The organism is Shimia gijangensis, assembly GCF_900142085.1.
Taxonomy (GTDB): Bacteria; Pseudomonadota; Alphaproteobacteria; order Rhodobacterales; family Rhodobacteraceae; genus Shimia; species Shimia gijangensis.
Genome location: NZ_FQZQ01000002.1, coordinates 152,688 through 175,303 on the forward strand (window position 1 = coordinate 152,688; position 22,616 = coordinate 175,303).

At 55.3% G+C, this 22,616-nt stretch carries 24 protein-coding genes; 14 read left to right on the forward strand and 10 right to left on the reverse strand.

Translation table 11 applies throughout. The annotated features are described in order from the left end of the window. Window positions 1-148: 148 nt before the first annotated feature. The 6 genes from BUC32_RS02225 (at window position 149) to BUC32_RS02250 (ending at window position 4,971) form a co-directional block, all read left to right on the forward strand. Window positions 149-436 carry a co-chaperone GroES gene (locus BUC32_RS02225; protein ID WP_073248952.1) on the forward strand — a complete coding sequence of 96 codons (288 nt, stop codon included), beginning with the start codon at window positions 149-151 and terminating at the stop codon, window positions 434-436. Window positions 437-514: 78 nt separating this feature from the next. After that, window positions 515-2,164, forward strand: a complete 1,650-nt coding sequence (gene groL, locus BUC32_RS02230) for a chaperonin GroEL (RefSeq protein ID WP_073248954.1) — start codon at window positions 515-517, stop codon at window positions 2,162-2,164. A 142-nt stretch (window positions 2,165-2,306) separates the two neighbouring features. Continuing rightward, window positions 2,307-2,717, forward strand: coding sequence for a phage tail protein (locus BUC32_RS21170; protein ID WP_073248956.1), 411 nt, complete (start codon window positions 2,307-2,309; stop codon window positions 2,715-2,717). Between the two features lie 59 nt (window positions 2,718-2,776). Continuing rightward, on the forward strand, window positions 2,777-3,607 hold the full coding sequence (locus BUC32_RS02240; RefSeq protein WP_073248958.1) for a DMT family transporter: 831 nt from the start codon (window positions 2,777-2,779) through the stop codon (window positions 3,605-3,607). 36 nt (window positions 3,608-3,643) lie between these two features. Beyond that, window positions 3,644-4,111 (forward strand): GNAT family N-acetyltransferase, encoded by a 468-nt coding sequence (locus tag BUC32_RS02245; protein ID WP_073248960.1) that lies wholly within the window; start codon window positions 3,644-3,646, stop codon window positions 4,109-4,111. A 140-nt stretch (window positions 4,112-4,251) separates the two neighbouring features. Further along, entirely contained in the window at window positions 4,252-4,971 is a 720-nt protein-coding gene (locus BUC32_RS02250) for an alpha/beta fold hydrolase (RefSeq protein WP_073249243.1), read from the forward strand. Window positions 4,972-5,070: 99 nt separating this feature from the next. Here BUC32_RS02250 and BUC32_RS02255 read toward each other — a convergent pair whose 3' ends face one another. From BUC32_RS02255 to BUC32_RS02265, 3 genes are read right to left on the reverse strand one after another with little or no spacing between them, the layout of a single operon-like run. Then, window positions 5,071-6,147 carry a 5-(carboxyamino)imidazole ribonucleotide synthase gene (locus BUC32_RS02255; RefSeq protein WP_073249244.1) on the reverse strand — a complete coding sequence of 359 codons (1,077 nt, stop codon included), beginning with the start codon at window positions 6,145-6,147 and terminating at the stop codon, window positions 5,071-5,073. After that, window positions 6,140-6,628 carry a 5-(carboxyamino)imidazole ribonucleotide mutase gene (purE, locus tag BUC32_RS02260; protein WP_073249246.1) on the reverse strand — a complete coding sequence of 163 codons (489 nt, stop codon included), beginning with the start codon at window positions 6,626-6,628 and terminating at the stop codon, window positions 6,140-6,142. The genes BUC32_RS02255 and purE overlap by 8 nt, the downstream gene beginning before the upstream one ends. 45 nt (window positions 6,629-6,673) lie before the next feature. Continuing rightward, window positions 6,674-6,898 (reverse strand): YdcH family protein, encoded by a 225-nt coding sequence (locus tag BUC32_RS02265; RefSeq protein ID WP_073249248.1) that lies wholly within the window; start codon window positions 6,896-6,898, stop codon window positions 6,674-6,676. A gap of 160 nt (window positions 6,899-7,058) precedes the next feature. On the opposite strand from BUC32_RS02265, the gene BUC32_RS02270 reads away from it, so the two are divergent. The 3 genes from BUC32_RS02270 (at window position 7,059) to BUC32_RS02280 (ending at window position 8,697) form a co-directional block, all read left to right on the forward strand. After that, entirely contained in the window at window positions 7,059-7,472 is a 414-nt protein-coding gene (locus tag BUC32_RS02270; protein ID WP_073248962.1) for an Hsp20 family protein, read from the forward strand. Window positions 7,473-7,475: 3 nt separating this feature from the next. Continuing rightward, the gene (locus BUC32_RS02275) at window positions 7,476-7,703 is read left to right on the forward strand and encodes a DUF1150 family protein (protein ID WP_073248964.1); all 228 of its coding nucleotides are present in this window, start codon (window positions 7,476-7,478) and stop codon (window positions 7,701-7,703) included. A gap of 118 nt (window positions 7,704-7,821) precedes the next feature. After that, complete coding sequence (locus BUC32_RS02280; RefSeq protein WP_073249249.1) at window positions 7,822-8,697, forward strand: glycosyltransferase family 10 domain-containing protein; 876 nt, start codon at window positions 7,822-7,824, stop codon at window positions 8,695-8,697. Window positions 8,698-8,746: 49 nt separating this feature from the next. Here the strand turns inward: BUC32_RS02280 and BUC32_RS02285 are convergent, their stop codons facing one another. The 3 genes from BUC32_RS02285 to trxB form a co-directional block, all read right to left on the reverse strand. Beyond that, window positions 8,747-10,822, reverse strand: a complete 2,076-nt coding sequence (locus BUC32_RS02285; protein WP_073248967.1) for a bifunctional sulfate adenylyltransferase/adenylylsulfate kinase — start codon at window positions 10,820-10,822, stop codon at window positions 8,747-8,749. A gap of 163 nt (window positions 10,823-10,985) precedes the next feature. Further along, window positions 10,986-12,674, reverse strand: a complete 1,689-nt coding sequence (locus tag BUC32_RS02290) for an adenylate/guanylate cyclase domain-containing protein (protein WP_073248969.1) — start codon at window positions 12,672-12,674, stop codon at window positions 10,986-10,988. 106 nt (window positions 12,675-12,780) lie between these two features. Next, entirely contained in the window at window positions 12,781-13,722 is a 942-nt protein-coding gene (gene trxB, locus BUC32_RS02295) for a thioredoxin-disulfide reductase (protein ID WP_073248971.1), read from the reverse strand. A gap of 211 nt (window positions 13,723-13,933) precedes the next feature. Here trxB and BUC32_RS02300 point away from each other — a divergent pair, with 211 nt between their 5' ends. After that, a complete protein-coding gene (locus tag BUC32_RS02300) occupies window positions 13,934-14,434 on the forward strand; it encodes an Lrp/AsnC family transcriptional regulator (RefSeq protein WP_073248973.1) in 501 nt (166 codons plus the stop codon). Between the two features lie 83 nt (window positions 14,435-14,517). Here BUC32_RS02300 and BUC32_RS20570 read toward each other — a convergent pair whose 3' ends face one another. The 4 genes from BUC32_RS20570 to lgt form a co-directional block, all read right to left on the reverse strand. Next, complete coding sequence (locus BUC32_RS20570) at window positions 14,518-14,661, reverse strand: hypothetical protein (protein WP_175556875.1); 144 nt, start codon at window positions 14,659-14,661, stop codon at window positions 14,518-14,520. A 144-nt stretch (window positions 14,662-14,805) separates the two neighbouring features. Continuing rightward, window positions 14,806-15,564 carry a peptidoglycan editing factor PgeF gene (gene pgeF, locus BUC32_RS02305; protein ID WP_073248975.1) on the reverse strand — a complete coding sequence of 253 codons (759 nt, stop codon included), beginning with the start codon at window positions 15,562-15,564 and terminating at the stop codon, window positions 14,806-14,808. After that, complete coding sequence (locus BUC32_RS02310) at window positions 15,561-16,622, reverse strand: class I SAM-dependent methyltransferase (protein ID WP_073248977.1); 1,062 nt, start codon at window positions 16,620-16,622, stop codon at window positions 15,561-15,563. Before BUC32_RS02310 ends, pgeF begins: the two co-directional genes overlap by 4 nt. Then, a complete protein-coding gene (gene lgt / locus BUC32_RS02315) occupies window positions 16,615-17,499 on the reverse strand; it encodes a prolipoprotein diacylglyceryl transferase (protein WP_073249251.1) in 885 nt (294 codons plus the stop codon). Before lgt ends, BUC32_RS02310 begins: the two co-directional genes overlap by 8 nt. 95 nt (window positions 17,500-17,594) lie before the next feature. Here lgt and BUC32_RS02320 point away from each other — a divergent pair, with 95 nt between their 5' ends. The 4 genes from BUC32_RS02320 (at window position 17,595) to BUC32_RS02335 (ending at window position 22,298) form a co-directional block, all read left to right on the forward strand. Next, window positions 17,595-17,834 carry an accessory factor UbiK family protein gene (locus BUC32_RS02320; protein ID WP_073248979.1) on the forward strand — a complete coding sequence of 80 codons (240 nt, stop codon included), beginning with the start codon at window positions 17,595-17,597 and terminating at the stop codon, window positions 17,832-17,834. Window positions 17,835-17,984: 150 nt separating this feature from the next. Further along, window positions 17,985-18,701, forward strand: coding sequence for an ABC transporter ATP-binding protein (locus BUC32_RS02325; RefSeq protein WP_073248981.1), 717 nt, complete (start codon window positions 17,985-17,987; stop codon window positions 18,699-18,701). Window positions 18,702-18,705: 4 nt separating this feature from the next. Then, a complete protein-coding gene (locus BUC32_RS02330) occupies window positions 18,706-21,069 on the forward strand; it encodes an ABC transporter permease (RefSeq protein ID WP_073248983.1) in 2,364 nt (787 codons plus the stop codon). Window positions 21,070-21,074: 5 nt separating this feature from the next. Further along, window positions 21,075-22,298: an efflux RND transporter periplasmic adaptor subunit gene (locus BUC32_RS02335; protein WP_073248985.1), complete on the forward strand. Its 1,224-nt coding sequence runs from the start codon at window positions 21,075-21,077 to the stop codon at window positions 22,296-22,298. Window positions 22,299-22,616: the final 318 nt, after the last annotated feature.

Genomic DNA, 22,616 nt, shown 5'->3' on the forward strand with positions numbered 1-22,616 from the left:
TACCTAAGATGTGAAAATTTTCTGGGCCTTTGTGTTGACTCGCCTTGATGACGACCCTAGCTATGCGCTGTTAGCACTCGCCGATAGGGAGTGATAACGACTCCGCTGATGGAGTCAGGGAGACACTCTAGTTAGGGAAACCTAGACAATGGCATTTACACCTCTACATGACCGCGTGCTGGTCCGTCGCGTTGAAGGCGACGAAAAGACCGCTGGCGGACTTATCATCCCCGAAAGCGCAAAAGAAAAACCCGCTGAAGGCGAAATCATCTCCGTTGGCGCAGGTCTGCGCAACGAAGCTGGTGCACGTATCGAGCTGGACGTCAAGGCAGGCGACAAAGTTCTGTTTGGCAAATGGGCTGGTCAGGAAGTCACCGTTGACGGTGAAGAACTGATGATCATGAAAGAAACCGACATCATGGGCATTATTGGATAAACCGAAAGGTTTGCCAATAACGGGCTGAACTCCAGCCCAGCCGCATGATTTCCAAGATATATTGAAGAGGTAAGCACAATGGCTGCTAAGGACGTAAAGTTCGATACCGATGCCCGCAATGCAATGCTGCGTGGCGTAAACATTCTGGCTGACGCCGTCAAAGTAACCCTGGGCCCCAAAGGCCGTAACGTGGTTCTGGACAAGTCGTTTGGCGCACCACGTATCACCAAAGATGGTGTTTCTGTTGCCAAAGAAATCGAGCTGGAAGACAAGTTCGAAAACATGGGCGCGCAGATGGTCAAAGAAGTGGCTTCGCGCACCAATGACGAAGCTGGCGACGGCACAACCACTGCAACCGTTCTGGCACAAGCGATTGTTCGCGAAGGTCTGAAGCAAGTTGCTGCTGGCCTGAACCCAATGGATCTGAAGCGCGGCATCGACTTGGCAACTGCCAAAGTTGTTGAAGGTGTCAAAGGTGCGGCACGCGAAGTCAAAGACTCCGCTGAAGTTGCACAAGTTGGCACGATCTCGGCTAACGGCGAAGCAGATATTGGCGAGCAAATCGCTGGTGCGATGCAAAAAGTCGGCAACGAAGGTGTTATCACCGTTGAAGAGAACAAAGGTCTGGAAACTGAGACTGATGTTGTCGAAGGCATGCAGTTCGACCGCGGTTACCTGTCGCCTTACTTTGTCACCAACGCTGACAAAATGATCGCTGATCTGGACGACTGTCTGGTTCTGCTGCACGAGAAAAAGCTCTCGTCGCTGCAATCGATGGTGCCACTGCTCGAAGCCGTGATTCAGTCGCAAAAACCACTGCTGATCATCGCTGAAGATGTTGAAGGCGAAGCGCTTGCAACTCTGGTTGTGAACAAACTGCGCGGCGGTCTGAAAATCGCAGCTGTCAAAGCACCTGGTTTCGGCGATCGCCGCAAAGCCATGTTGCAAGACATCGCAATCCTGACCGGTGGTCAGGTTATCTCGGAAGATCTGGGCATGAAGCTCGAGTCGGTCACAATGGACATGCTCGGCACTGCTAAGAAAATCGAGATCACCAAAGACGAAACAACCATCGTTGACGGTGCTGGCGAAAAAGCTGAGATCGAAGCCCGTGTTGCTCAGATCCGTACGCAGATCGAAGAAACCACATCCGATTACGACCGTGAGAAGCTGCAAGAGCGCGTTGCCAAACTGGCAGGCGGTGTTGCTGTGATCCGTGTTGGCGGCATGACCGAAGTTGAAGTGAAAGAGCGCAAAGATCGTGTTGACGATGCTCTGAACGCAACCCGTGCAGCTGTTCAAGAAGGTGTTGTCGTTGGTGGTGGTGTTGCTCTGGTTCAGGCCGGTAAGGCACTTGCTAACCTCGAAGGCGCTAACTCTGACCAGAACGCTGGTATCGTGATTGTGCAAAAAGCCATCGAAGCGCCTCTGCGTCAGATTGCTGAGAACTCCGGTGTTGACGGTGCGGTTGTTGCTGGCAAAGTTCGCGAAAGCGAAGACGCTGCATTCGGCTTTAACGCTCAGACCGAAGAATATGGTGACATGTTCGCATACGGTGTGATTGACCCTGCCAAAGTGGTTCGCACCGCTCTGGAAGACGCAGCTTCGATCGCTGGTCTGTTGATCACAACCGAAGCTATGGTCGCTGACAAGCCTGCCAAAGATGGTGGTGCCGGTGGCGGCATGCCTGACATGGGCGGCATGGGCGGCATGGGCGGCATGATGTAAGTCAAGCCTTCCAACCGGAAGATATTGGGGTCGCCTTCGGGCGACCCCTTTTTCGTTGGGTGAAGAAAACCGATGCGTTGTGCTGCTTGGGCGGTTAACCTCACGGACAGCCAGTTTAGCTCAATCTGAAAAGGGGAATCCAATGTTGAAAAGGGTTTTTGGGGCCGTGCTTTGTGCCGCATCGTTACAGGTGTCAGCGGCTCCAGTTAAGGCTGGGATGGATCCGTACTTGGGTGAAGTGATGATGTTCGCAGGCACTTTTTGTCCGCGTGGATATTTGAGTGCGGATGGGCAGATTTTGTCAATCAATCAGTATCAGGCGCTATTTTCGCTGCTGGGAGCCACCTATGGCGGCGATGGACGCACGACATTTGCTCTGCCGGATTTGCGTGGCCGAGTGCCTGTGGGTGTTGGCGATGCCGAGGCCGTGACAATTCACGAGGGTACAACGGGCGGGGCAGTTGAAAACCTGTTCCAACGCGGAGACTCCCCGGCCTTTATCGGAATGCGTTATTGTATTGCGATTGAGGGCTTGTACCCGTCGCGCAACTGACCAACGACCCCCACAAACGTGAGTGGCGCAAAGCTGGTGGTCAAGTTAAGGCCCTTTAGATGAAACTCGTTCTTCTTACTCTGCTGGCCATGATTGCTTTTGCCGCCAATTCGGTGCTGAACCGAATGGCCCTGGCGCCGGGCGACATGGATGCCGTATCCTTTGGCGTTGTTCGCCTTGTGAGTGGTGCCGTGGCCCTGTCCGCGTTGGTAGCTTACCAAGGGCGTGGCTTTACTTTAGGTGGGCTTTCACGCCTCTGGGCGGTTGTCGCTTTACTGGCCTATCTCTTTGGATTTTCGCTGGCCTACGAAGTGTTGGACCCTGGATTTGGAGCGTTGATCCTGTTTGGCGTGGTTCAGGTGACAATGTTTGCAGGAGCGGTTTTGTCGCGCGAGCAGATGCCATTAACCCGGTGGACCGGAGCGGCGCTGGCAATGGCAGGACTTGTCTGGCTTTTGTGGCCGATTGGCGAGGTGGAGCCTTCTTGGACGCATGTTGCGTCCATGACGTTGGCAGGCTTGGGTTGGGGGGTGTATTCGCTATTTGGCCGCGCCTCGGGTGATCCTTTGCAGGCCACCGCGATGAATTTCTTGCTGGCGGCACCAATGGGCTTTGTTTTGTTGTTGGGCCCCCAAGAAGTCTCTCTTCCTACAGCTGGCGTAACTTGGGCGATCGTTTCGGGTGTTTTAACTTCGGGGTTGGGATATGCGCTTTGGTATCAGATTTTGCCGGATCTTGGGGCCAGTCGTGCCGCAGTTGCACAGCTGAGTGTTCCCGTGATTGCTCTGGCAGGAGGCATGATGTTTTTGGGCGAAGAACTTACCGCGCGGTTTGCCTTGGCGGCAGTCCTAGTGATTAGTGGCGTTGTCTTGTCTTTGCGCCCGCGCTGACTTGTGGTTGCGGTGTCGGACGCATAGGGTCGCGCCATGATTATCCGTGCCATTATTCCCTCAGAAGCGGCCTCAGTCCGTGACCTCATCATCCGCGCCTTTGGGCAAACAGACGAGGCCGACCTATGTGATGCTTTACGGGCGTCGGGGGACATGGCGCTGGAGCTGGTCGCCGAGCACAAGAAGAAAATTGTTGGGCATGTCGCGTTATCGCGCATGGTTTCTCCGGTTGGCTGGTTGGCGCTGGCACCTTTGAGTACAGATCCGAAGATGGCCCGTCGTGGCATTGGCAGCACTTTGTGTCAGATGGCCATTCAATACGCCAATGCTCCAGTCGTGGTTCTGGGAGAACCTGAATTTTATGAACGGATCGGGTTCGATTTTGAGCGCTCATTATGTTTCAAAACTCCATACCCGGTAAATTACACCGGTCTGTTTGCCCCCGATCTGGATGATCTGCATCCCAATGCTACGCTCAAATATGCATCGGCATTTGAGACCTAGGCTCCTACCACAGGGCTATGGATTTAAGCTGATTTTCAGTGCCAAAGAAGGGGGCAACTGACGACGCCCTCTCGCCGGTTTGTTGGATTGCGGCATCAGCGCGCCTTTTCACTGGGCTGCTTTGTGCTTATGTGCTGGGTATGCGGTTGTGGTTTGCTTTTTTGATATTTTTTCCCGGCATTGCTCAGGCAGAGTGCGTGGTGCTTTTGCATGGATTGGCGCGTTCGCAGGTGTCGTTCTTGATTATGGAAGCCGCATTAGAAACCGAAGGCTACAGCGTTGTGCGACCGGGATATGCGTCGACCAAAGATCAGGTGGAAAATCTTGCCGACCTGACACTGCCCAGGGCTGTGGAAGCTTGCGCAGGAAAAAAAACGCATTTTATCACCCATTCAATGGGGGGCATTCTGTTGCGCCTCTATCTGATGGATAACAAACCAAAGGATTTGGGGCGGGTTGTGATGTTGGGGCCACCGAACCAAGGCAGCGAATTGGTCGATGTTTTGGGGCAGATCGAGGCGTTTGGATGGATCAATGGCCCTGCGGGGGCGCAATTGGGCACCGAGGGGGTGCCAAGCCATTTGCCCGCCGTGAAATTCGAACTTGGCGTGATCGCCGGGAACCGGTCGCTAAATCCTTTCTACTCCGCTCTGATCGAGGGGCCGGATGACGGAAAAGTATCAGTCGCATCCACAAAAGTCGAAGGCATGGCCGATCATCTGGTATTGCCCGTCACGCATACATTTATGATGAATAACCCTGAAGTCATCGCTGAGTCGCTGCATTTTCTGAAACAGGGTGAGTTTCATGGTGATATGTCCTTGGGGGACATCATTCACTCGGTTGAGCCTCTGCGATGAGGTCGGAAGCCGGAACCTTATAGGGGTTGGGGGGGCTGCGAGCCCCCTTGCGCCATGGCCGCAATTCACCCTCGGGATATTTTGAACCAGATGATGTGTTTAGCTGGGTTTGATCTGAACCCGGTTTACGTGCCCCATCTTGCGACCAGGCTTGACTTCGGTCTTGCCATAAAGATGTAACGCACTTTGGGTTTCGCGCAGGATTTGAGGGATGTTGTCGACATCATCGCCGATCAAGTTTTCCATCACCACATCATTGTAGCGCTGGCCGTCGCAAAGTGGCAGGCCAGCAACCGCCCGGATGTGCTGTTCGAATTGATCCACTGCACAGCCGTTTTGAGTCCAGTGACCGGAATTATGTACGCGCGGCGCAATTTCATTCACTATGAGCCCCTGAGCCGTTACAAAAAGCTCAACCCCCATCACGCCAACATACTCAAGTTCGCTGAGAATACGTGTCGCCAGTAAGACGGCGTCCATACGCTGCCCGGCAGACAAGGTGGCAGGGACGGTTGTCGTGTGCAAAATGCCATCGCGATGCACGTTTTCTCCGGGATCAAAGCAGGCAACTTCACCAGTGGCACCCCGCGCTGCAATTACCGAGACTTCGCGAGAAAAATCGACGAACCCTTCCAGCAGGGCCGGAGCCCCCGCCATGTCTGCAATGGCATTGTCAATATCGTCCGCCGACTTCAGGCGAGCCTGGCCCTTACCATCATACCCAAATCTGCGGGTCTTGAGGATGGCCGGGGCGCCGATACTGTCTAAAGCTGCGGACAGATCTTCACGCGTGTCTACTACCGCAAACGGGGCCGTTTTCAGGTTGAGGCGCTGCAGAAACTCTTTTTCCGTCAGGCGGTCCTGACTGACACGCAGAGCTTCGCGACCGGGGCGGATCGGACGAAGGGTTTCGAGAATGTCGAGCGCCGATGTTGGGATGTTTTCGAACTCATAGGTGATGACGTCGACCTGTTCGGCAAAACTCCTGAGTGCCTCTGCATCCTCATAAGAGGCTGTGGTCACTAGGTGAGCGACATGTGCGGCAGGCGGGTTGGCGTCGGGCTCAAAGATATGGGTTTGATATCCAAGACGAGCGGCCGCGACGGACAGCATCCGCCCCAACTGGCCTCCGCCAAGGATGCCAATGGTTGCGCCGGGTAAAAGGGGATCAATCATCTTGGGGTTCATCCGGAATTGAGGCCGAAAGGGCATCGCGCCAGGCGTCGAGTTTTTCGGCCAATGTGGCGTCTTGCAATGCCAGGATACCAGCGGCCATCAGGCCCGCGTTGGCGGCACCTGCCGCGCCAATCGCCATAGTGGCAACAGGGAAACCCTTGGGCATCTGAACAATCGAATAAAGGCTGTCAACGCCGGACAAAGCACGAGTTTGAACCGGAACCCCCACCACAGGAACGCGGGTTTTGGAAGCCATCATTCCGGGCAAATGCGCAGCCCCCCCGGCACCAGCAATGATGACCTGCAATCCGCGGCCCGCAGCCTTTTTGCCATAAGCCCAAAGGCGGTCAGGTGTGCGATGTGCCGAGACGATTTTTTTCTCATAGGCAATACCCAGCTCTTCTAGAATAAGGGCTGCTTCTTTCATGGTCGGCCAATCAGATTGGCTGCCCATAATGATTCCCACTTTGATATCTGTCATTTTGGCCTCGTTCGAAAGAGCGGGCACTATAGCCGGATCGTGTTCCTAGGCAATGATATCCGGTGTCAGGCGGTCTTCTATCAGGGCGATCAAGTCTTTTAGTCGCAGTTTCTGCTTTTTCAGACGTTGGATCGTCAGCTGATCTGACTTGCCACGCTCAATCAGTGCGTGAATCGCTTCGTCCAGATCGCGGTGCTCTTGTTTGAAAACTTCAAGCTCGACCTGCAACACATCATCAGTTTTCATGGACAGGTCATGGGGAGCATTCATAAGCGAGGTGTCCTTGAGGAGTCGTCGGGAAAGAATAGCGGTTTGCGGGCGTTGTGCAAAGCCCTTGCAGTCTGGCGTGAGGTTTCCCATATTCAAAAGAGACTGGGTCGCCAGAACGGGGCCCAACATTTGGACTGTCGCTTAAGCTAAGGACGTGTCGATGACAAAACATACGCTGGGCTCGTATCCCCACATGTTGGGTTTTGAGCAATTGGAACGCCTGTTGGAACGCACCGCGAAATCGGGCAACGAAGGCTATCCTCCTTTTAATATCGAACAGACTTCGGACCATTCTTATCGGATCACTTTGGCCGTGGCTGGGTTTCGTGAAGAGGACCTGTCGATCACGGTTGAAGATCGCCAGCTAGTGATCCGTGGGCGCCAACACGATGACAGTGCAGATCGAGTATTTTTGCATCGCGGGATTGCCGCGCGTCAGTTTCAGCGCTCGTTTGTACTGGCTGATGGTGTTGAGGTCGGCGAGGCGGCTATGGAGAATGGTTTGTTGCATGTCGACCTGACACGCGCACGGCCTGAAACTGTAGTGCAAACAATCCGGATCAAGAAAGGGTAAGCCATGTATGAGAAATTTGAGTTTGATCAGGACGAACAATCGCGCATTGTCTATGTGCGCGAAGTTGCGGTTGACGATCTGCCCGAAGAAGTTCGGGAACAAGCCGAGGGGGCAGAGGTGCTATATGCTGTGCATTCTGCCGATGGTGAAAGGTTAGCGTTGGTCAAAGAACGCTCTTTGGCGTTCATCCTGGCCCGTCAGAACGATTTTGCGCCAGTGACGGTTCACTAGACTTTCTTGAATGCAGTCTGGAATATGACATAGAAAGTCCAAGCAGAGCCCTATTTGGGCTCTGTTGTCGTTTCAGGGCAACGAGCGTATGAAAGACGTCGGTCAAAAGGTGAGAAGAATGTCCGACAAATCCCCCGCCGTTGTTGTGCTGCCCTATGGAATGAAGTTAGGTTTTCGTCCGGGACAATTGCCGCTGGATCAGATGGCTTGGCCGCTTGGCCAACCTGATCGCCTGAAGGGCAGGGCGCTGCGAGAGCTGGCTCCAGAAGATCACCTCTTAATCTATCCATCTGGCACGGCCCACATTCGTCCGTCTTTTGGCACCAAAGCCAAGGTTTCAATGATGGTTGTCGAACCCACGGCATTGCACCGTAAACATCTTGAGAAATTGAAACGTTCTCACCGCAAGTTCTGCCGGGTCCTGAATGCGAATGAGGATTTCCTGACGGCAGTGCCAAATGGTCTGTTTTTGCCATTTGGAACAACCTGGGTTCCTGAATGGAGGGAAGCGGATGTCACCAAATCGCGGATGCTGTCGTTGATCGCCTCGTCAAAACGAGATCTGAAGGGGCATGTTTTGCGCCATTCCACCGTTGAATGGGCCGCAGACAATGATATTGACATGGACGTGATGGGCCGAGGATACAGGTCATTTGAAACTAAATCTGACGGATTGGCACCCTATCGATTTTCGGTGGTGATAGAGAACGTTCAGGAACCGAATTACTTCACGGAAAAACTACTGGATGCAATTCTGTGCGAAACCGTTCCAATTTATTGGGGTTGTCCCAATATTGGCAGGTTCCTGAATACCGATGGCATGGTGATTTGCAATTCTGCAGAAGATTTGCAGGCCGCGATCCGGAATGCCTCGGAGGAGGAATTCGAGAGGCGCCTACCGGCATTGCGCGCGATCAAGGAGAAGGCCGCCTATTGGGGGAACCTTGAACAACGCGCGGCTAAGGCAGTCATAGACAGCGTTGGAAAGCTGTAAAAAGGCCACCCCGAAGGGCGGCCTTATTAATAACGAGACTTGATTACCCTTACCCTGCGATGAGTCCCATGGATTCGAGTTTGAGGAGGACCTGGTGGGCGCAGTTGTCGACATCGACGTTTTCGGTCTCGACGCTGAGTTCCGGGTCGGCGGGCACGTCGTAGGGATCTGAGATGCCTGTGAACTCTTTGATCTTGCCTTCGCGCGCCAGCTTATAAAGCCCTTTGCGGTCGCGGCGTTCGCATTCCTCGATCGACGTTGCCACATGTACTTCGATAAAGGCACCGAACTGCTCGACGTCTTCGCGCACTGCCCGGCGGGTTGTGGCATAGGGTGCGATCGGCGCACATATCGCAATGCCGCCGTTCTTTGTGATCTCGGATGCTACATAGCCGATGCGACGGATGTTCAGATCGCGGTGCTCTTTGGAGAAGCCCAGCTCGGACGACAGGTTTTTGCGCACAATATCGCCATCCAGCAGCGTCACGGGACGACCGCCCATCTCCATCAGCTTGACCATCAGCGCGTTGGCAATGGTCGATTTGCCTGACCCCGAGAACCCGGTGAAGAACACGGTAAAGCCCTGCTTTGAGCGCTGTGGCTTGGTTTTGCGCAGTTCTTTAACCACCTCGGGAAACGAGAACCATTCAGGGATTTCCAGACCTTCGGCCAGACGGCGGCGCAATTCGGTGCCCGAGATATTCAGGATGGTCACGTCGTCTTTGTCTTTGATTTCATCCATAGGCTCGTACTGGGCGCGCTCCTGCACCCAGACCATATGTTTGAAATCGACCATTTCGATGCCCATTTCTTCCTGATGTTCGCGGAACAGATCCTGTGCATCGTAGGGGCCATAGAAATCGTCACCAGCCGAGTTCTTGCCGGGGCCGGCGTGATCGCGACCCACGATAAAGTGGGTGCAGCCGTGGTTGGCGCGGATCAGCCCGTGCCAGACCGCCTCGCGCGGGCCAGCCATGCGCATGGCCAGGTTCAATAGCGACATCGAGGTGGTCGAGGCCGGGTATTTGTCCAGCACCGCCTCGTAACAGCGCACGCGGGTGAAATGGTCAACGTCGCCGGGTTTGGTCATGCCGACAACCGGGTGGATCAACAGGTTGGCCTGCGCTTCTTTGGCGGCACGAAAGGTCAGCTCCTGGTGCGCGCGGTGCAGCGGGTTGCGGGTCTGGAACGCCACCACTTTGCGCCAACCCAGTTTGCGGAAATAGGCGCGCAGCTCGTTTGGCGTGTCGCGGCGACCACGGAAATCATAGTGCACCGGCTGCTGGATGCCGACAATCGGACCACCCAGATAGATTTTGCCCGCGTGGTTGTGCAGGTAGTTCACCGCCGGATGCGTGTCATCATCGGCGCCAAATACTTTCTCGGCCTCATGCGCTTTGTTGGGCTCCCAGCGGTCGGTCACGGTCATGGTGGCAAGGATCACACCTTCCTGGTCGCGCAGGGCAATATCCTGACCCAGTTCCAGCGCGGCAGCAAAATCTTCGCCCACATCCAGCGTGATCGGCATCGGCCAGAGCGATCCATCCGCCAGCCGCATTTCGTTGACCACGCCATTGTAGTCGGCTTCGCTGAGGAACCCCTTCAGTGGGTTGAAGCCGCCGTTCATCAACAGCTCAAGATCACAAATCTGACGCGGCGTGAGATCGTGGCTGACAAGATCCGCAGCGTCGACTTTCAGCTTCTGTGCACTCTCATAAGACACATAAAGTTCAGGGATGGGGGCCAGGTTGTTTTGCATTGGATGGGTCCTGTGTTTGATCGGCGCTAGGCCGCTTGCGGTACCTGTGAGTTCCGCATGCAGCGCATCATATTCAGCGAACTTGCGGGTTAAGAATTGATCTGTGAGACGGGTCTTTTCGGTCGCTCCACGAGAAGTCAGTCCATAAGCAAAGCGCTGGCGCTTATCGGGCCCGGACCGCTCGCTGATGGTGATCAGCCCTGCAGCAACAGTTGCGCGCAATTGAGCGTTCAGCCGCCCCAGAGAAACCCCCAACGCTGACGCGGTGGCCCGTTGCGACGCCTCGGGCGCCGTATCGAGCTGGCGCAGAAGACGAAAAAGCAGGTCTTCTTCTTCAGCATTTGGGTTGGGTGCGGGCAAAGACATAAACCAAAAGACTCTATAGGTGTGTTCACGGGTGAACGCTTTTCACGAAAAACCTGCTTTGGAAAGCAAAATCTATACAGTCAAGCCAATTTCCGCCCGCGTTGCAAAGGCGCAACGCACAGAAAGCGTTACTGTGTTAGGCCGCCTACAATGTTTCTTGAATTTACGTGTCCGCTTTGGAAGGAGACCCGAGTAGAACAGGTAAGTCTGACGCTTGCGAAACGGACAGTGAATTGATCTCATGGGCAACACCACGCAGGGTGAGGGCGATCAATTCCAGAGTTGTGGTGTCATGGCCTGCTGCCCGCAGTAGGTCTGCCGAAATCAACGCCTCCACACCCAGCTCCTTGGTTTTAGCTTCGAGCCGGCTGGTGGCATTCACCGTGTCACCGATGATCGTACGGGGTGCGTTTTCTGCCGCACCAATTTCACCCAAAACCAATTCTCCCAGATGCACTCCCATGCCAATGCGGACCGGGTCTGCTTTTTCAGCCAATAGCGTTTTGTTAAAACCCTGAAGGGCTGAGCTGATGCCAGCTGCGGCCTCAAGTGCGGCACGGGCCGAGGAGCGTTCGCTGTCCAGTTCAAAAACCGCCAGAAGCCCATCGCCAAGGTATTTATCCACGCTGCCGCCCGCGCCGGTGATGGACGGTACAATGGCATCAAAGAATCGGTTCAGAAGGAACACAACATCATAGGGCAATTGGCCGGTTGTGCGCGCGGTAAAGCTGCGCATGTCTAGGAACAGAATTGCCAGCCGGCGTTCTTGTCCCAGACTTTCATGGGCGCGCGCACGGCGACCATCCGCCCGAAAAACGCGCAACACGGTGGCGGTGTTGGTCGGGCGCAACTGGCAGGCAAGGCGCGCGTTGGGAGGCGCATTCACGGCTTGTAAGCTGGCCTGTTCTTCAGGAAGTGGTGGATGCAGAAGATCGCCACCTTCCTCAATAATGACGCGACAGGTTGTACAGCGCCCGCGACCTCCGCACAAAGCCATATGCGGTACATTTGAAGCCCGCGACATTTCGAGCAGAGTCATACCCTGCTTGCCCTGAATTTCCGGGCCATCAATATAGCGGATACTCACTGAACCACGGGAGCTCAGGAAACGGCGGGTCAGAAACGTGATCGCGGTCGATCCCAGCAAAACGCAATAAACCCAAAGCCCGCCGTTCGTCAGTTCTTCAAGGCGCGCAAACATCGCGCGGGTTGGAAATCCGTATTCCTGCATCAATGCTGGCCCGGCCTCGGAGTTCCACAGTTTTTCACTTTGCGCTCGTCCCTGCACAAGGAAGCCAGCCAGCGCGAGCGTAGGAACAAGGCTGGCGAGCCCGATAAGCCAGGGCAGGGTAGCTCGCCACCAACCTTGGCCTCGCAGCCAGAAATGCAGGCCCGTACAGCCGTGCGTCCACACGATCAACAACAACAGCGCCTGATTCCAACCGCTGATCGTATTCCAGATCAGCGCGGTGATATAGCCCATCTCATCATTTACACCAAAGATCGACGAGGCGGCGCGGGTATGAATGAAATGCACCATCAGCAGCAATGGGATCGTAAGCCCAAGGCAGATTTGAAGGCCTTCCCAAAAAGACATTCTAAGGGTGCGTCGACGCGCCAGCCGATAAAGCGCCAGCCCCGCATGAGTCAGTAAGGCCGAATAGAGCAGCAGCCCGCCCAGACCGCTGCGGGTGATAACCTGACGCCAATCCTGAAATCGCTCCATTAATTCGATGGAGTGCAATCCAAGGGCGATATTCACGAAGTGGAAGAACACATAGGTGAACAGCACCAGCCCCGACGCAATGCGCAGTCGTGTCCGCAGATTGCCTCGCCAAAGCGTATTTGCCATTCAAGCCTCCGTTCGCGTCTTGTGAACCAGACTGGGGGGCAGAAGACGGTGGGTCAAGGCGCAGCGGATGTGCGCCTTGTCACACTTAGTTTCGAGTGGGTCCGCTTTACTCTTGTTCGGCCAGGAACCGTTCAGCGTCCAGTGCGGCCATACAGCCCATGCCTGCGGAGGTCACAGCCTGACGATATTTGTGGTCGGTCAGATCGCCAGCGGCAAAGACGCCCGGAACGGATGTTTCGGTGCTGCCAGGTTTTACTTCGACATAGCCGCCGTTGTGCATCTCGAGCGTGTCTTTGACCAATTCGTTGGCAGGTGAGTGACCGATAGCCACGAACACACCTGCGCAAGGAATTTCGCTGATCTCGTCGGTTTTGACGTTGCGGACTTTAACGCCCGTTACACCCAGTGGATTTTCGTCGCCCATCACTTCTTCCAAAGTGTGGAACCACAGAGGTTCAATTTTTGGGTTTTTGAACAAGCGGTCCTGAAGGATTTTTTCTGAGCGCAATTCATCACGACGATGGATTAACGTTACTTTGGAGGCAAAGTTGGTCAGGAACAACGCTTCTTCAACAGCCGTGTTACCGCCGCCAATTACTACGATCTCTTGGCCACGATAGAAGAAACCGTCGCATGTGGCGCAGGCAGACACACCAAACCCTTTGAATTTCTCTTCGCTCTCAAGGCCCAACCATTTGGCGCGTGCGCCTGTAGCAAGGATCACAGCATCAGCCGTATAGAGGGTGCCACTGTCCCCTTTGGCAGCAAACGGGCGCTTGGACATGTCCAATTCAGTGATGATATCGCCAATGATTTCGCAGCCCATAGCGGCGGCATGTTCCTGCATCTTGATCATCAGATCGGGGCCCTGCACCTCGGTGAAGCCCGGATAGTTTTCGACCTCGGTTGTGGTGGTCAACTGCCCACCGGGTTCAATGCCCTGCACCAGAACAGGCTCCAGCATGGCGCGCGCGGCATAAACGCCGGCAGTGTAACCCGCGGGGCCGGAGCCGATGATCAGAACCTTGGTATGTTTCGTGTCGGCCATTAGGGCACCTTCCGTGTTGCGAGCTTTCTTCAGTTAGGGGATATAGCCATCCCTTGTACGAGGGAAAACCCCGCCCGCGCAGCAAACATCCAGTGATTGAAATGGGCAATGGCCGAAATTGTCGCAAAATGATGTTGCGCTAACGCGAAATATTATTGCGCGTCCAGTGGGTGATGCTATAAGAACCGCAAATTCTACAGGGAATATTGCTATGCCAGCCTCGCGTCTCGATCCAATTGACCGAAAAATTCTGGCCGAATTGCAGGCAGACGGTCGTATGACCAATGTAGAACTGGCTAAGCGAGTCGGCATTTCTGCGCCTCCTTGTTTGCGCCGCGTTCGTACGCTGGAAGAATCAGGATTTATTCGCGGTTATCACGCCGAGGTCGATGCCCGGGAGTTGGGTTTTGAAGTGCAGGTTTTTGCAATGGTCGGGTTGGTTAGTCAGGCAGAGGCCGACCTTTCCATCTTTGAGGGGCGTTGCCGCAGCTGGTCGCTGGTTCGCGAATGTCACATGCTGAACGGCGAAGTGGATTTTATCCTGAAGTGCGTCGCGCCGGACCTGTCGACGTTCCAAACTTTCCTGACCGAAGAATTGCTCAAGGCCGACAATGTTGCCAGTGTGAAGACATCGCTGGTGATCCGTGGTGCCAAAGACGATCCAGGCGTGCCTTTTGATGTACTTGAAGACCGTTTGACCCGCGACGCCTGAGGTAATTGTTTCCCAAAAATGCAACAGGGCCGCTCTGGAGTAACCGGAGCGACCCTGTTTGCTTGGGCATATGGCCTTAAGCTTTAGGCGGCTTTTTTATCCATTTCGACGCCGCTGCGCTTGGCAATAAAAGCCGCGCGGCGTGCACCACGAGCCCATGGCATGGCTGGTGCATCTGCTTTTGCAGTGGCGACGACGGATTTGATGAAACGCTGTTTGCTCGACATTGTTTTTCTCCTGAATGTTGTGTCCTGTTTTCGGAACACTTTGTTTCTTGCTTGGAAACTAATCTCGTCCTGAATTGGGGCGAGGGTTGGGCAAGAAACGTCAGATTTCAGGAAATTACTCTGATCTTTTTCGGGCAAATGTCTTTAAAGGCGGATCGCTGAAATCAAGCGGCCATAGTCGGCGTCGCCAGCGTGGGTTGCCCTGCGATAGGAAAAAAACCGCTCAGGATCGTTGTAAGTGCAATGGCGGACCCATTCTGCGTCCCGTACCCCCGCACGGCGCAAACGATGCAGCCCATAGGATGGCAAGTCAAACATCATGCGGTCGCCTTCGCCGCCTGCAAAGAATTGGCTGTTTTCGGGGTTGTCCGTAATAAAGTCGTCAAAAAACTCTGGTCCGACCTCATAGGCCCGCTGGCTGATCGACGGTCCAATCACCGCCACTGTGCGGTCTCGGCGCGCGCCAATACTCTCCATGGCATCAAGGGTGGCCTCAAGCACACCATCACGGGCACCACGCCAACCGGCATGAGCTCCGGCCACCACGCCGGCCTCGCGATCGGCGAACAATACGGGCTGACAATCGGCGGTGAGGATCGACAACACAAGCCCGGGTGTGGCCGTGACCAAAGCATCTGCTTTGGGGCGGTCGCCTCGAATTGGGGCATCTACAATGACAACGTCCGGTGAGTGTACCTGATACACGTTCACCAAATGTGACACTGGCGCGTTCATCGCATCGGCCACACGCTCACGGTTGATTTGCACGATTTCACTTTGGTCTGATGACCCTGTGCCGCAGTTCAGACCCTCAAAAACTCCGGAAGAGGCCCCGCCCTTGCGCGTAAAAAAACCGTGGCGAAACGGGGTAAGCATGTCTGAAGTGAGTATCTCAAGTGTCATATCTCGCATCCCGGTGGAGGGGGCGCGTCAGTTGGAAACAACGCCAGCACTTTGAACAGATTTCCCATTTCACGTGGATGCGTCAAGCGGCGATGTGCTGCGATGTGCGAGTCAAGTCTGTCGCCAATCAGCCCAGTTGCCAAAGCTTGTGCACGTCCTGTGATGCCCAGGCGCTCAAGGAAAACTCCCTGCGGGGTCAGCTTGCTATGGGCTGAAGGAGTCGCCAGCGCCAAGGCTTCAAAATCCACATGGGCCGTCAGGTCTGCCTTGCCCGGAGTCTCAAACGGCGACACATGCTCGTGGGCCTTTAACGCCTGCAGAGTGTCACCCTGGGATCGCCAATCGCCATAGTCGATGATCAGAGCCACGCCGCCGTTCTGTTCGATTCGCTGGCCGATGGTGGATGCGATTGGGGCCGCGGCAGGACAGATTTCGACCACATCGCCATCTTCGGTGTCCTCAAGGCGATGCGAAAGCACCGGCACCGGGGCGTTGCCACCAAGACCAGCATGTAAACTGCGATCCTGTTGGCTCACCAACCGCTCGCACCAGCCGTCGCCTTCGCGTTGGAATTGTCGGATTGGCAGCGCATCGAAGAATTCGTTGGCCACCAGATACATCGGTTTGTCTTCTGGAAGAGTATCAATGGTGGCGTGCCACACTGGACGGTTCCCTAAAGCGTCGTGTTGTTTGCCTCGCAGAACTGGCGAAGCTTCAACCAGATGCACCTCTGCAGCGTCACCAAAGCCGGGCACAGCCCGAGTTGCTCGCAATATATCGGCCATTAGCGTGCCGCGTCCCGGTCCGATCTCGGCCAAAACAAAAGAAAAAGGCGCGCCCTGATCTATCCACGCCTGCGCCAGCGCAAGCCCCACCATTTCGCCAAACATCTGCGAGATTTCCGGTGCCGTGGTGAAGTCCCCGGTGGCCCCCAACGGGTCTTTGGTCGTGTAGTAGCCAAATCTTGGGTTCAGCAGGCACTCGGCCATATAGTCGGCCATGGTCATTGGGCCATCTGATGCAATGCGGGTTAGCAGAACCTCGGTCAAATCAGACATGTCGTGCACGCTTCATCAACCACAGGCCACCTATGATCATTGGCAGTGACAGAACCTGTCCCATAGTGAGGCCAAATCCACCGATGTGATACGCTAGCCCCAGCGGATTGCCTTCGGTCACAAATTGCGCGTCTGGCTGGCGGGCAAATTCCACCACAAATCGTGCAAGACCATAGCCCGCAAAGAACATGCCCGAAACGCGCCCCGGATACTTCAAATCGCCACGCTTCCAGGCCATCCACAGCAGAATACCACCAAGAACCACACCTTCGAGTAACGCTTCATAAAGCTGCGAAGGGTGGCGCGCGCAGTACGCATCGGTCGCCAACCCGCATTCCTGCGCATAATAGCCGGGAAAGACAACGCCCCATGGCAGGTCGGTTGGGCGGCCCCACAGTTCGGCATTGATGAAATTGGCAATACGTCCCAGCAAAAGGCCCGGCCATATCCCCAACGCCATTGCGTCGGCCGTCGACAGTTTGGGCAGTTTTTCCTTCCGGGCCACTAGCCAAGCGGCGATGATGACGCCCAAAAGGCCGCCATGAAAGGCCATGCCACCTTGCCAGATCTTCAGGACATCAGCGGGGTTCGCGAGGTATTCATCCGGCTTGTAAAACAGAACATAGCCCAATCGCCCGCCCAAAATGACGCCCAGGATGACCCAGGTCAGCAAGTCTTCGCATTGACGAGGAGTCATTGGCGCGCCAGCTGGCCCCCAAAATTTGGGGCGCTTGAGCGTTGCAACGACAATGCGCCAGCCAATCACAATACCAACAATATACGCCAACGCATACCAGCGCAGGGCAAATACGAATCCGAACAGATCAACCGAGAAAATCTCAGGCGAAACATCGGGAAATGGGATCATCGCTTGCATGGTCCCAAATGGCCGCGCTGCTGGGGCAAAGTCAACCATTGTGCCGCGACCAATTGCACCCCATATAAAGGCCACAGAAACCGCCGGAGAGACCCATGCAGACCCGCAACAAAATTATGGACGATGTTTCGCAGCTGATGACCAACGCCATGGGCGTGGCACAGGGTGCCAAAGACGAAGCAGAAAATGCAATGAAATCGCTGATGGATCGCTGGTTGGCGGACCGCGATTTCGTGACTCGGGAAGAATTCGACGCCGTGCGGGCAATGGCGCAAAAAGCGCGCGAAGAAAACGAAGCACTGAAGGCGCGCATCGAGGCGCTGGAAGGCAAATAGAGCTTGAGGGGCGTTGCCACGCCCCTTTCTATCTGGCTCGAGATATCCCGGGGTGAGCGCCTTACAGCGTGAGGGGCAATGCCCCTCATGCGCATCATGGACTGGTTCCCCTGTGGCTCTATAGTGTGAGCCGTCAGTGGAGTTAGGTTTATGAACGAAGATATTCCAAACACTTTCGTTACCAAGGGCCTGACCAAAGTTTATGGTGAAGGGCCTGCAGCCGTACATGCGCTGCGGGGTGTTGACCTAGAGATTCCCAGAGGTGAAATCGTCGTGCTGCTAGGGCCTTCCGGGTCGGGAAAATCTACACTTCTCAATATTATCGGTGGTCTGGATCGCGCTAGCGACGGAGTGGCCCTGTTCGAAGATCAAGACCTCACCGCCATGTCGGATCGGGCCTTAACCCGCTATCGGCGCGATCATGTTGGCTTTGTGTTTCAGTTCTACAACCTGATGCCGTCTTTGACGGCGCGCGAAAACGTCGAACTGGTGACAGAGATTGCAGATGATCCGATGGACGTGGACGAGGCGCTGCGATTGGTAGGGCTGGGTGAACGGATGGATCACTTTCCGGCTCAGATGTCGGGTGGTGAACAACAGCGCGTTGCCATTGCCCGCGCCGTGGCCAAAAACCCAACCGTACTGTTCTGCGACGAACCCACAGGTGCGCTTGATTCCAAGACCGGGCGCGCAGTTTTGCACGTTTTGAACGATGTGAATGCCAAACTGGGTGCGACGGTGATGATCGTGACCCACGCGGCAGCGACAGCGGCGATGGCGCACAGGGTCATCCATTTTGCAGATGGCGCAATCCGTCGTGTCGAGACAAATGAGACCCGTCTCAGCCCGGACGAGATTGCATGGTGAGTTCATGAGCCCGCTTGACCGCAAACTTTGGCGAGACCTCTGGCGCATAAAAGGCCAGGCAGGGGCGATTGCGCTGGTCGTGGCGGTTGGTGTGGCCTTGCTGGTAATGATGTCGGGCATGCTGACATCGCTGACTGAGACGCGCGACACTTATTACGAACGCTACCGATTGGCAGACATTTTCGCACCTGTGACCCGCGCGCCGTTGAATATGCTGGAAAGACTTGCCGTTATCCCTGGCGTGGCTTCTGTCGAAGGACGCATTCAGGGCGGTGCGCTTTTGGATATTAAGGGCCAGGCTTTGCCGGTGCGTGCCCAGGCGTTGTCCTTGCCGCCTCACCGCGAGCCCCATCTGAATGGCCTTTACCTAAGCGACGGGCAAAAACTCACACCGGGGCGTACGGAAGAGGTGATCCTGCTTAGCAGTTTCGCCAAAGCCCATGATCTGCAGCTCGGGGATTACCTGTCTGCCACCATGCATGGGGCTCGACGCAGTTTTCGAATTGTTGGCTTTGCGACGGCGCCGGAATTTCTGTTCACGACGGCGCCCGGTGAGTTTGTCCCGGATGATGCCCGTTTTGCGGTGTTGTGGATGAATGAAGACGCGTTGGCCGCCGCTTATGACGTAAAGGGTGCCTTTAACGAGGCGTTGATTTCACTGGAACGCGGCGCGCGGCCGGAACCAGTGCTCGCCGCCATTGATGCAGCACTCGACCGTTACGGGGGGCTTGGCGCCTATGAGCGCGGCGATCACATGTCGGACCGCTTTATCTCGGAGGAGATCAATGGGCTGCAGGCAACGTCTTTGGCCGTGCCACCCATTTTCATGGGGGTTGCAGCCTTTCTATTGTATATCGTCATCACCCGTCTGGTGCAGGCTGAGCGCGAACAAATCGGATTGATCAAAGCCTTCGGCTACACCGATTGGGAAGTTTCGCTGCATTATTTCAAGATGGTGTTGGTGATCGCAGTGGCAGGTGCCGTTATGGGGTGTCTTTTGGGCATATGGGCCGGGCGCGCTATGGCGGGTATTTATCAGTCTGTTTATCATTTTCCCTTTCTGGTTTTTCGGGTTGATCCACAAAGTTTTGTATCCGGTGTTGGCGTGTCGATCCTGTCGGCCTCCGCAGGGGGCATGCTGGTGTTGCGCCGAGTGTTTGCCTTGACACCTGCCGTGGCCATGCGACCGCCTGCACCCATGGATTTTTCGCGTACAGGAGCCTTGAACGAGCGTCTCAAAGGTTGGCTGGATCAACCCAGCCGGATGGTGCTGCGCCGCGTATTTCGCAATCCTGGGCGAATTTTGGGAGCGGTACTTGGGATTGCTGTGGGGATGGGACTGTCGTCCGCACAACTGTCAGTGATGTTGGGATTTGATGATACGCTTGATCTGACCTTCGGGGTGATCGATCGCTCGGATGTTGCAGTAAGCTTCTTTGAACCGATGCCGGCCAAAGCTGCCTTTGACCTCGCCCATTTGCCCGGGGTTATTGAGGTTGAGCCCACCCGTGCAGTCGGGGCCGTTTTGCGCAATGGTCTGAATTCTTATCGGGGCAGTGTTACTGGCCTTGTCGAAGATGCGCGCCTGAATCGGGCTGTGAACAAAAATATGGGCAATATCGATATGCCTGAAAATGGCATCGTTCTGGCGCGCGCATTGGCCGATATTTTGAAAATTGCACCCGGTGATACGCTGCAAGTCGAAGTTTTAGAGGGCAAGCGGCCTGTACTGGAGGTCAAAGTGGCCTCAATTGCCGAGACTTTGCTGGGCTCGCCTGCGTTTATGCGCATGGACACATTGAACCGCGAGATGGGAGAATGGGGCCGTGTTTCGGGGGCATATTTACGTGTCGACAGCGGCCAGCTGCCTGTCCTGTACGAAGCGGTCAAGGAAACGCCTTCTGTGGCGGGCGTCAGCCGACGTGAAGACTCCCGAGCTGCGATGCAAAAGCTGATGGATACAGGAGCAGGGGCGATGCGCTTTGTGATGGCGGCGATTGCAGGCATCATCACATTTGGCATCGTTTACAACTCGGCGCGCATAGCCTTTGGAGAACAATCCCGAGATCTGGCCAGCCTGCGGGTGATTGGCTTTACGCGCGGCGAGGCGTCGTTTGTTTTGCTTGGCGAGTTGGCAATTGTAGTGTTGTTGGCCATCCCTCTTGGTATAGGTATTGGCTATTATCTGTCATTCCTGATTGCCGCCGGATTCAGCACTGATCTGTACCAAATTCCCACTGTGTTTCGTCCGCAAGCCTTTGGCACGGCAGCGATTGCAGTGGTGCTGGCGTCGTTGATTTCCGGCTGGCTCGTAAAACGTGATATTGACAAGGTCAACCTGGTGGCGACCCTAAAAACAAGAGAGTGAAACCCATGGCAAAAAAACAATCCCGTCGGTTTTTGACCTTGATCGCCGTGGCCTTGGTCGGGGCTGGTCTGGCGACGGCCTTTTGGCCAAAGCCCGCGTTGGTTGATCTGGGTGAGGTGCGCCGTGGGGCGATGATGCAAACCGTTGATGAAGAAGCCCGCACACGAGTGCGCGACCCTTACGTGGTGTCGACCCCGATTGCCGGGCATTTGCTGCGGGTCGATCTGCAACCAGGCGACCATGTGGTCAAAGGGGAGACAGTTGTAGCCCGGATGATGCCAACGAACCCATCGGCCTTGGACGTGCGCACACGAGAACAGGCTCGCGCTGCCATTGCCGCTTCGGAGGCTGCCTTGCGTGTGTCAGAGGCTGATTTGAACAAAGCTATGGCTGATCGGGATTTCGCGAGAACGGATCTTGATCGTGCGAAATCGCTCTATGAAAAGGGCAATGTTCCGCAGGCCACGTTGGATCGCGCGAGCAGCCTAATGCGCGCAGCGGATGCGATGGTTGATACCGCGCGTGCTGCGATTTCCATGCGGATTGCCGATCTGAACAATGCCCGCGCGACGTTGATTGGGTTTGATGATGCCGGGTTTTATGCCGGGGCAGGCAGATCTGAGGCGATCGACCTTCCGTCACCAATCACCGGTGTGGTGCTGCAAGTGATCCAACAAAGTGAAACCATTTTACCGGCGGGTGCGCCGGTTCTGGAAGTTGGTGACACAGGCACCGACCTTGAGGTGGTGGTCGAACTGTTGTCGACCGATGCCGTTCAAGTCCACGTTGGGGACAGGGTGTTGATCACCAATTGGGGGGGCGCAAAGGATCTGAATGGCACGGTCGAGCGTATCGATCCCTGGGGCTTTACCAAATATTCCGCGCTGGGCGTCGAGGAACAGAGGGTCAATGCGGTGATCCGGTTTACAGACCCTCCTGAAAGCCTTGTGAGTTTGGGGCATGGATTTCGTGTCGAAACCCGAATTGTGGTTTGGGAGGCCGAAGACATTGTGATTGCGCCTTCAAGCGCGTTGTTCAGAGACAATGGCAATTGGGCTGTGTTTGTGGTGCAGGAAGGCGCGGCTATTCTAACTCCAGTTGTGCCGGGCCAGAACAACGGATTGGATGCACAGATTATTGAAGGGTTGGAAGCAGGACAGGGTGTGATTCTGTATCCTTCGGCGGGCTTGTCCGATGGGGCCAAGGTGGCTTCGCGCGCGGAGTCTTAGATTGTTGGTGTAAGGGGGGCTGTCTGCCCCCTCTGGCCCCGGTGCCGGGCCCCATTCACCCTCGAGGATATTTCGAACCAGATGATGGTTTGAGATAGGCTGGCGTGACCGTTCAAAGGCTGGAGCCTGTGGACAATTTCTTGTGCCTTGGGGTGAATAATCCACAACTTATTGTGTTATCCACAAATATTTTACTTTACAGAGAGCCACTTGCAGACCACCATATCTGGTAAGGAAGGCACAAAAATCCGCTTTCCATTGAGCAGGCACCAAGCGCTAGGGGCGCTGCCAATCCCCCAGCGCAAGAGTAGAAAATAG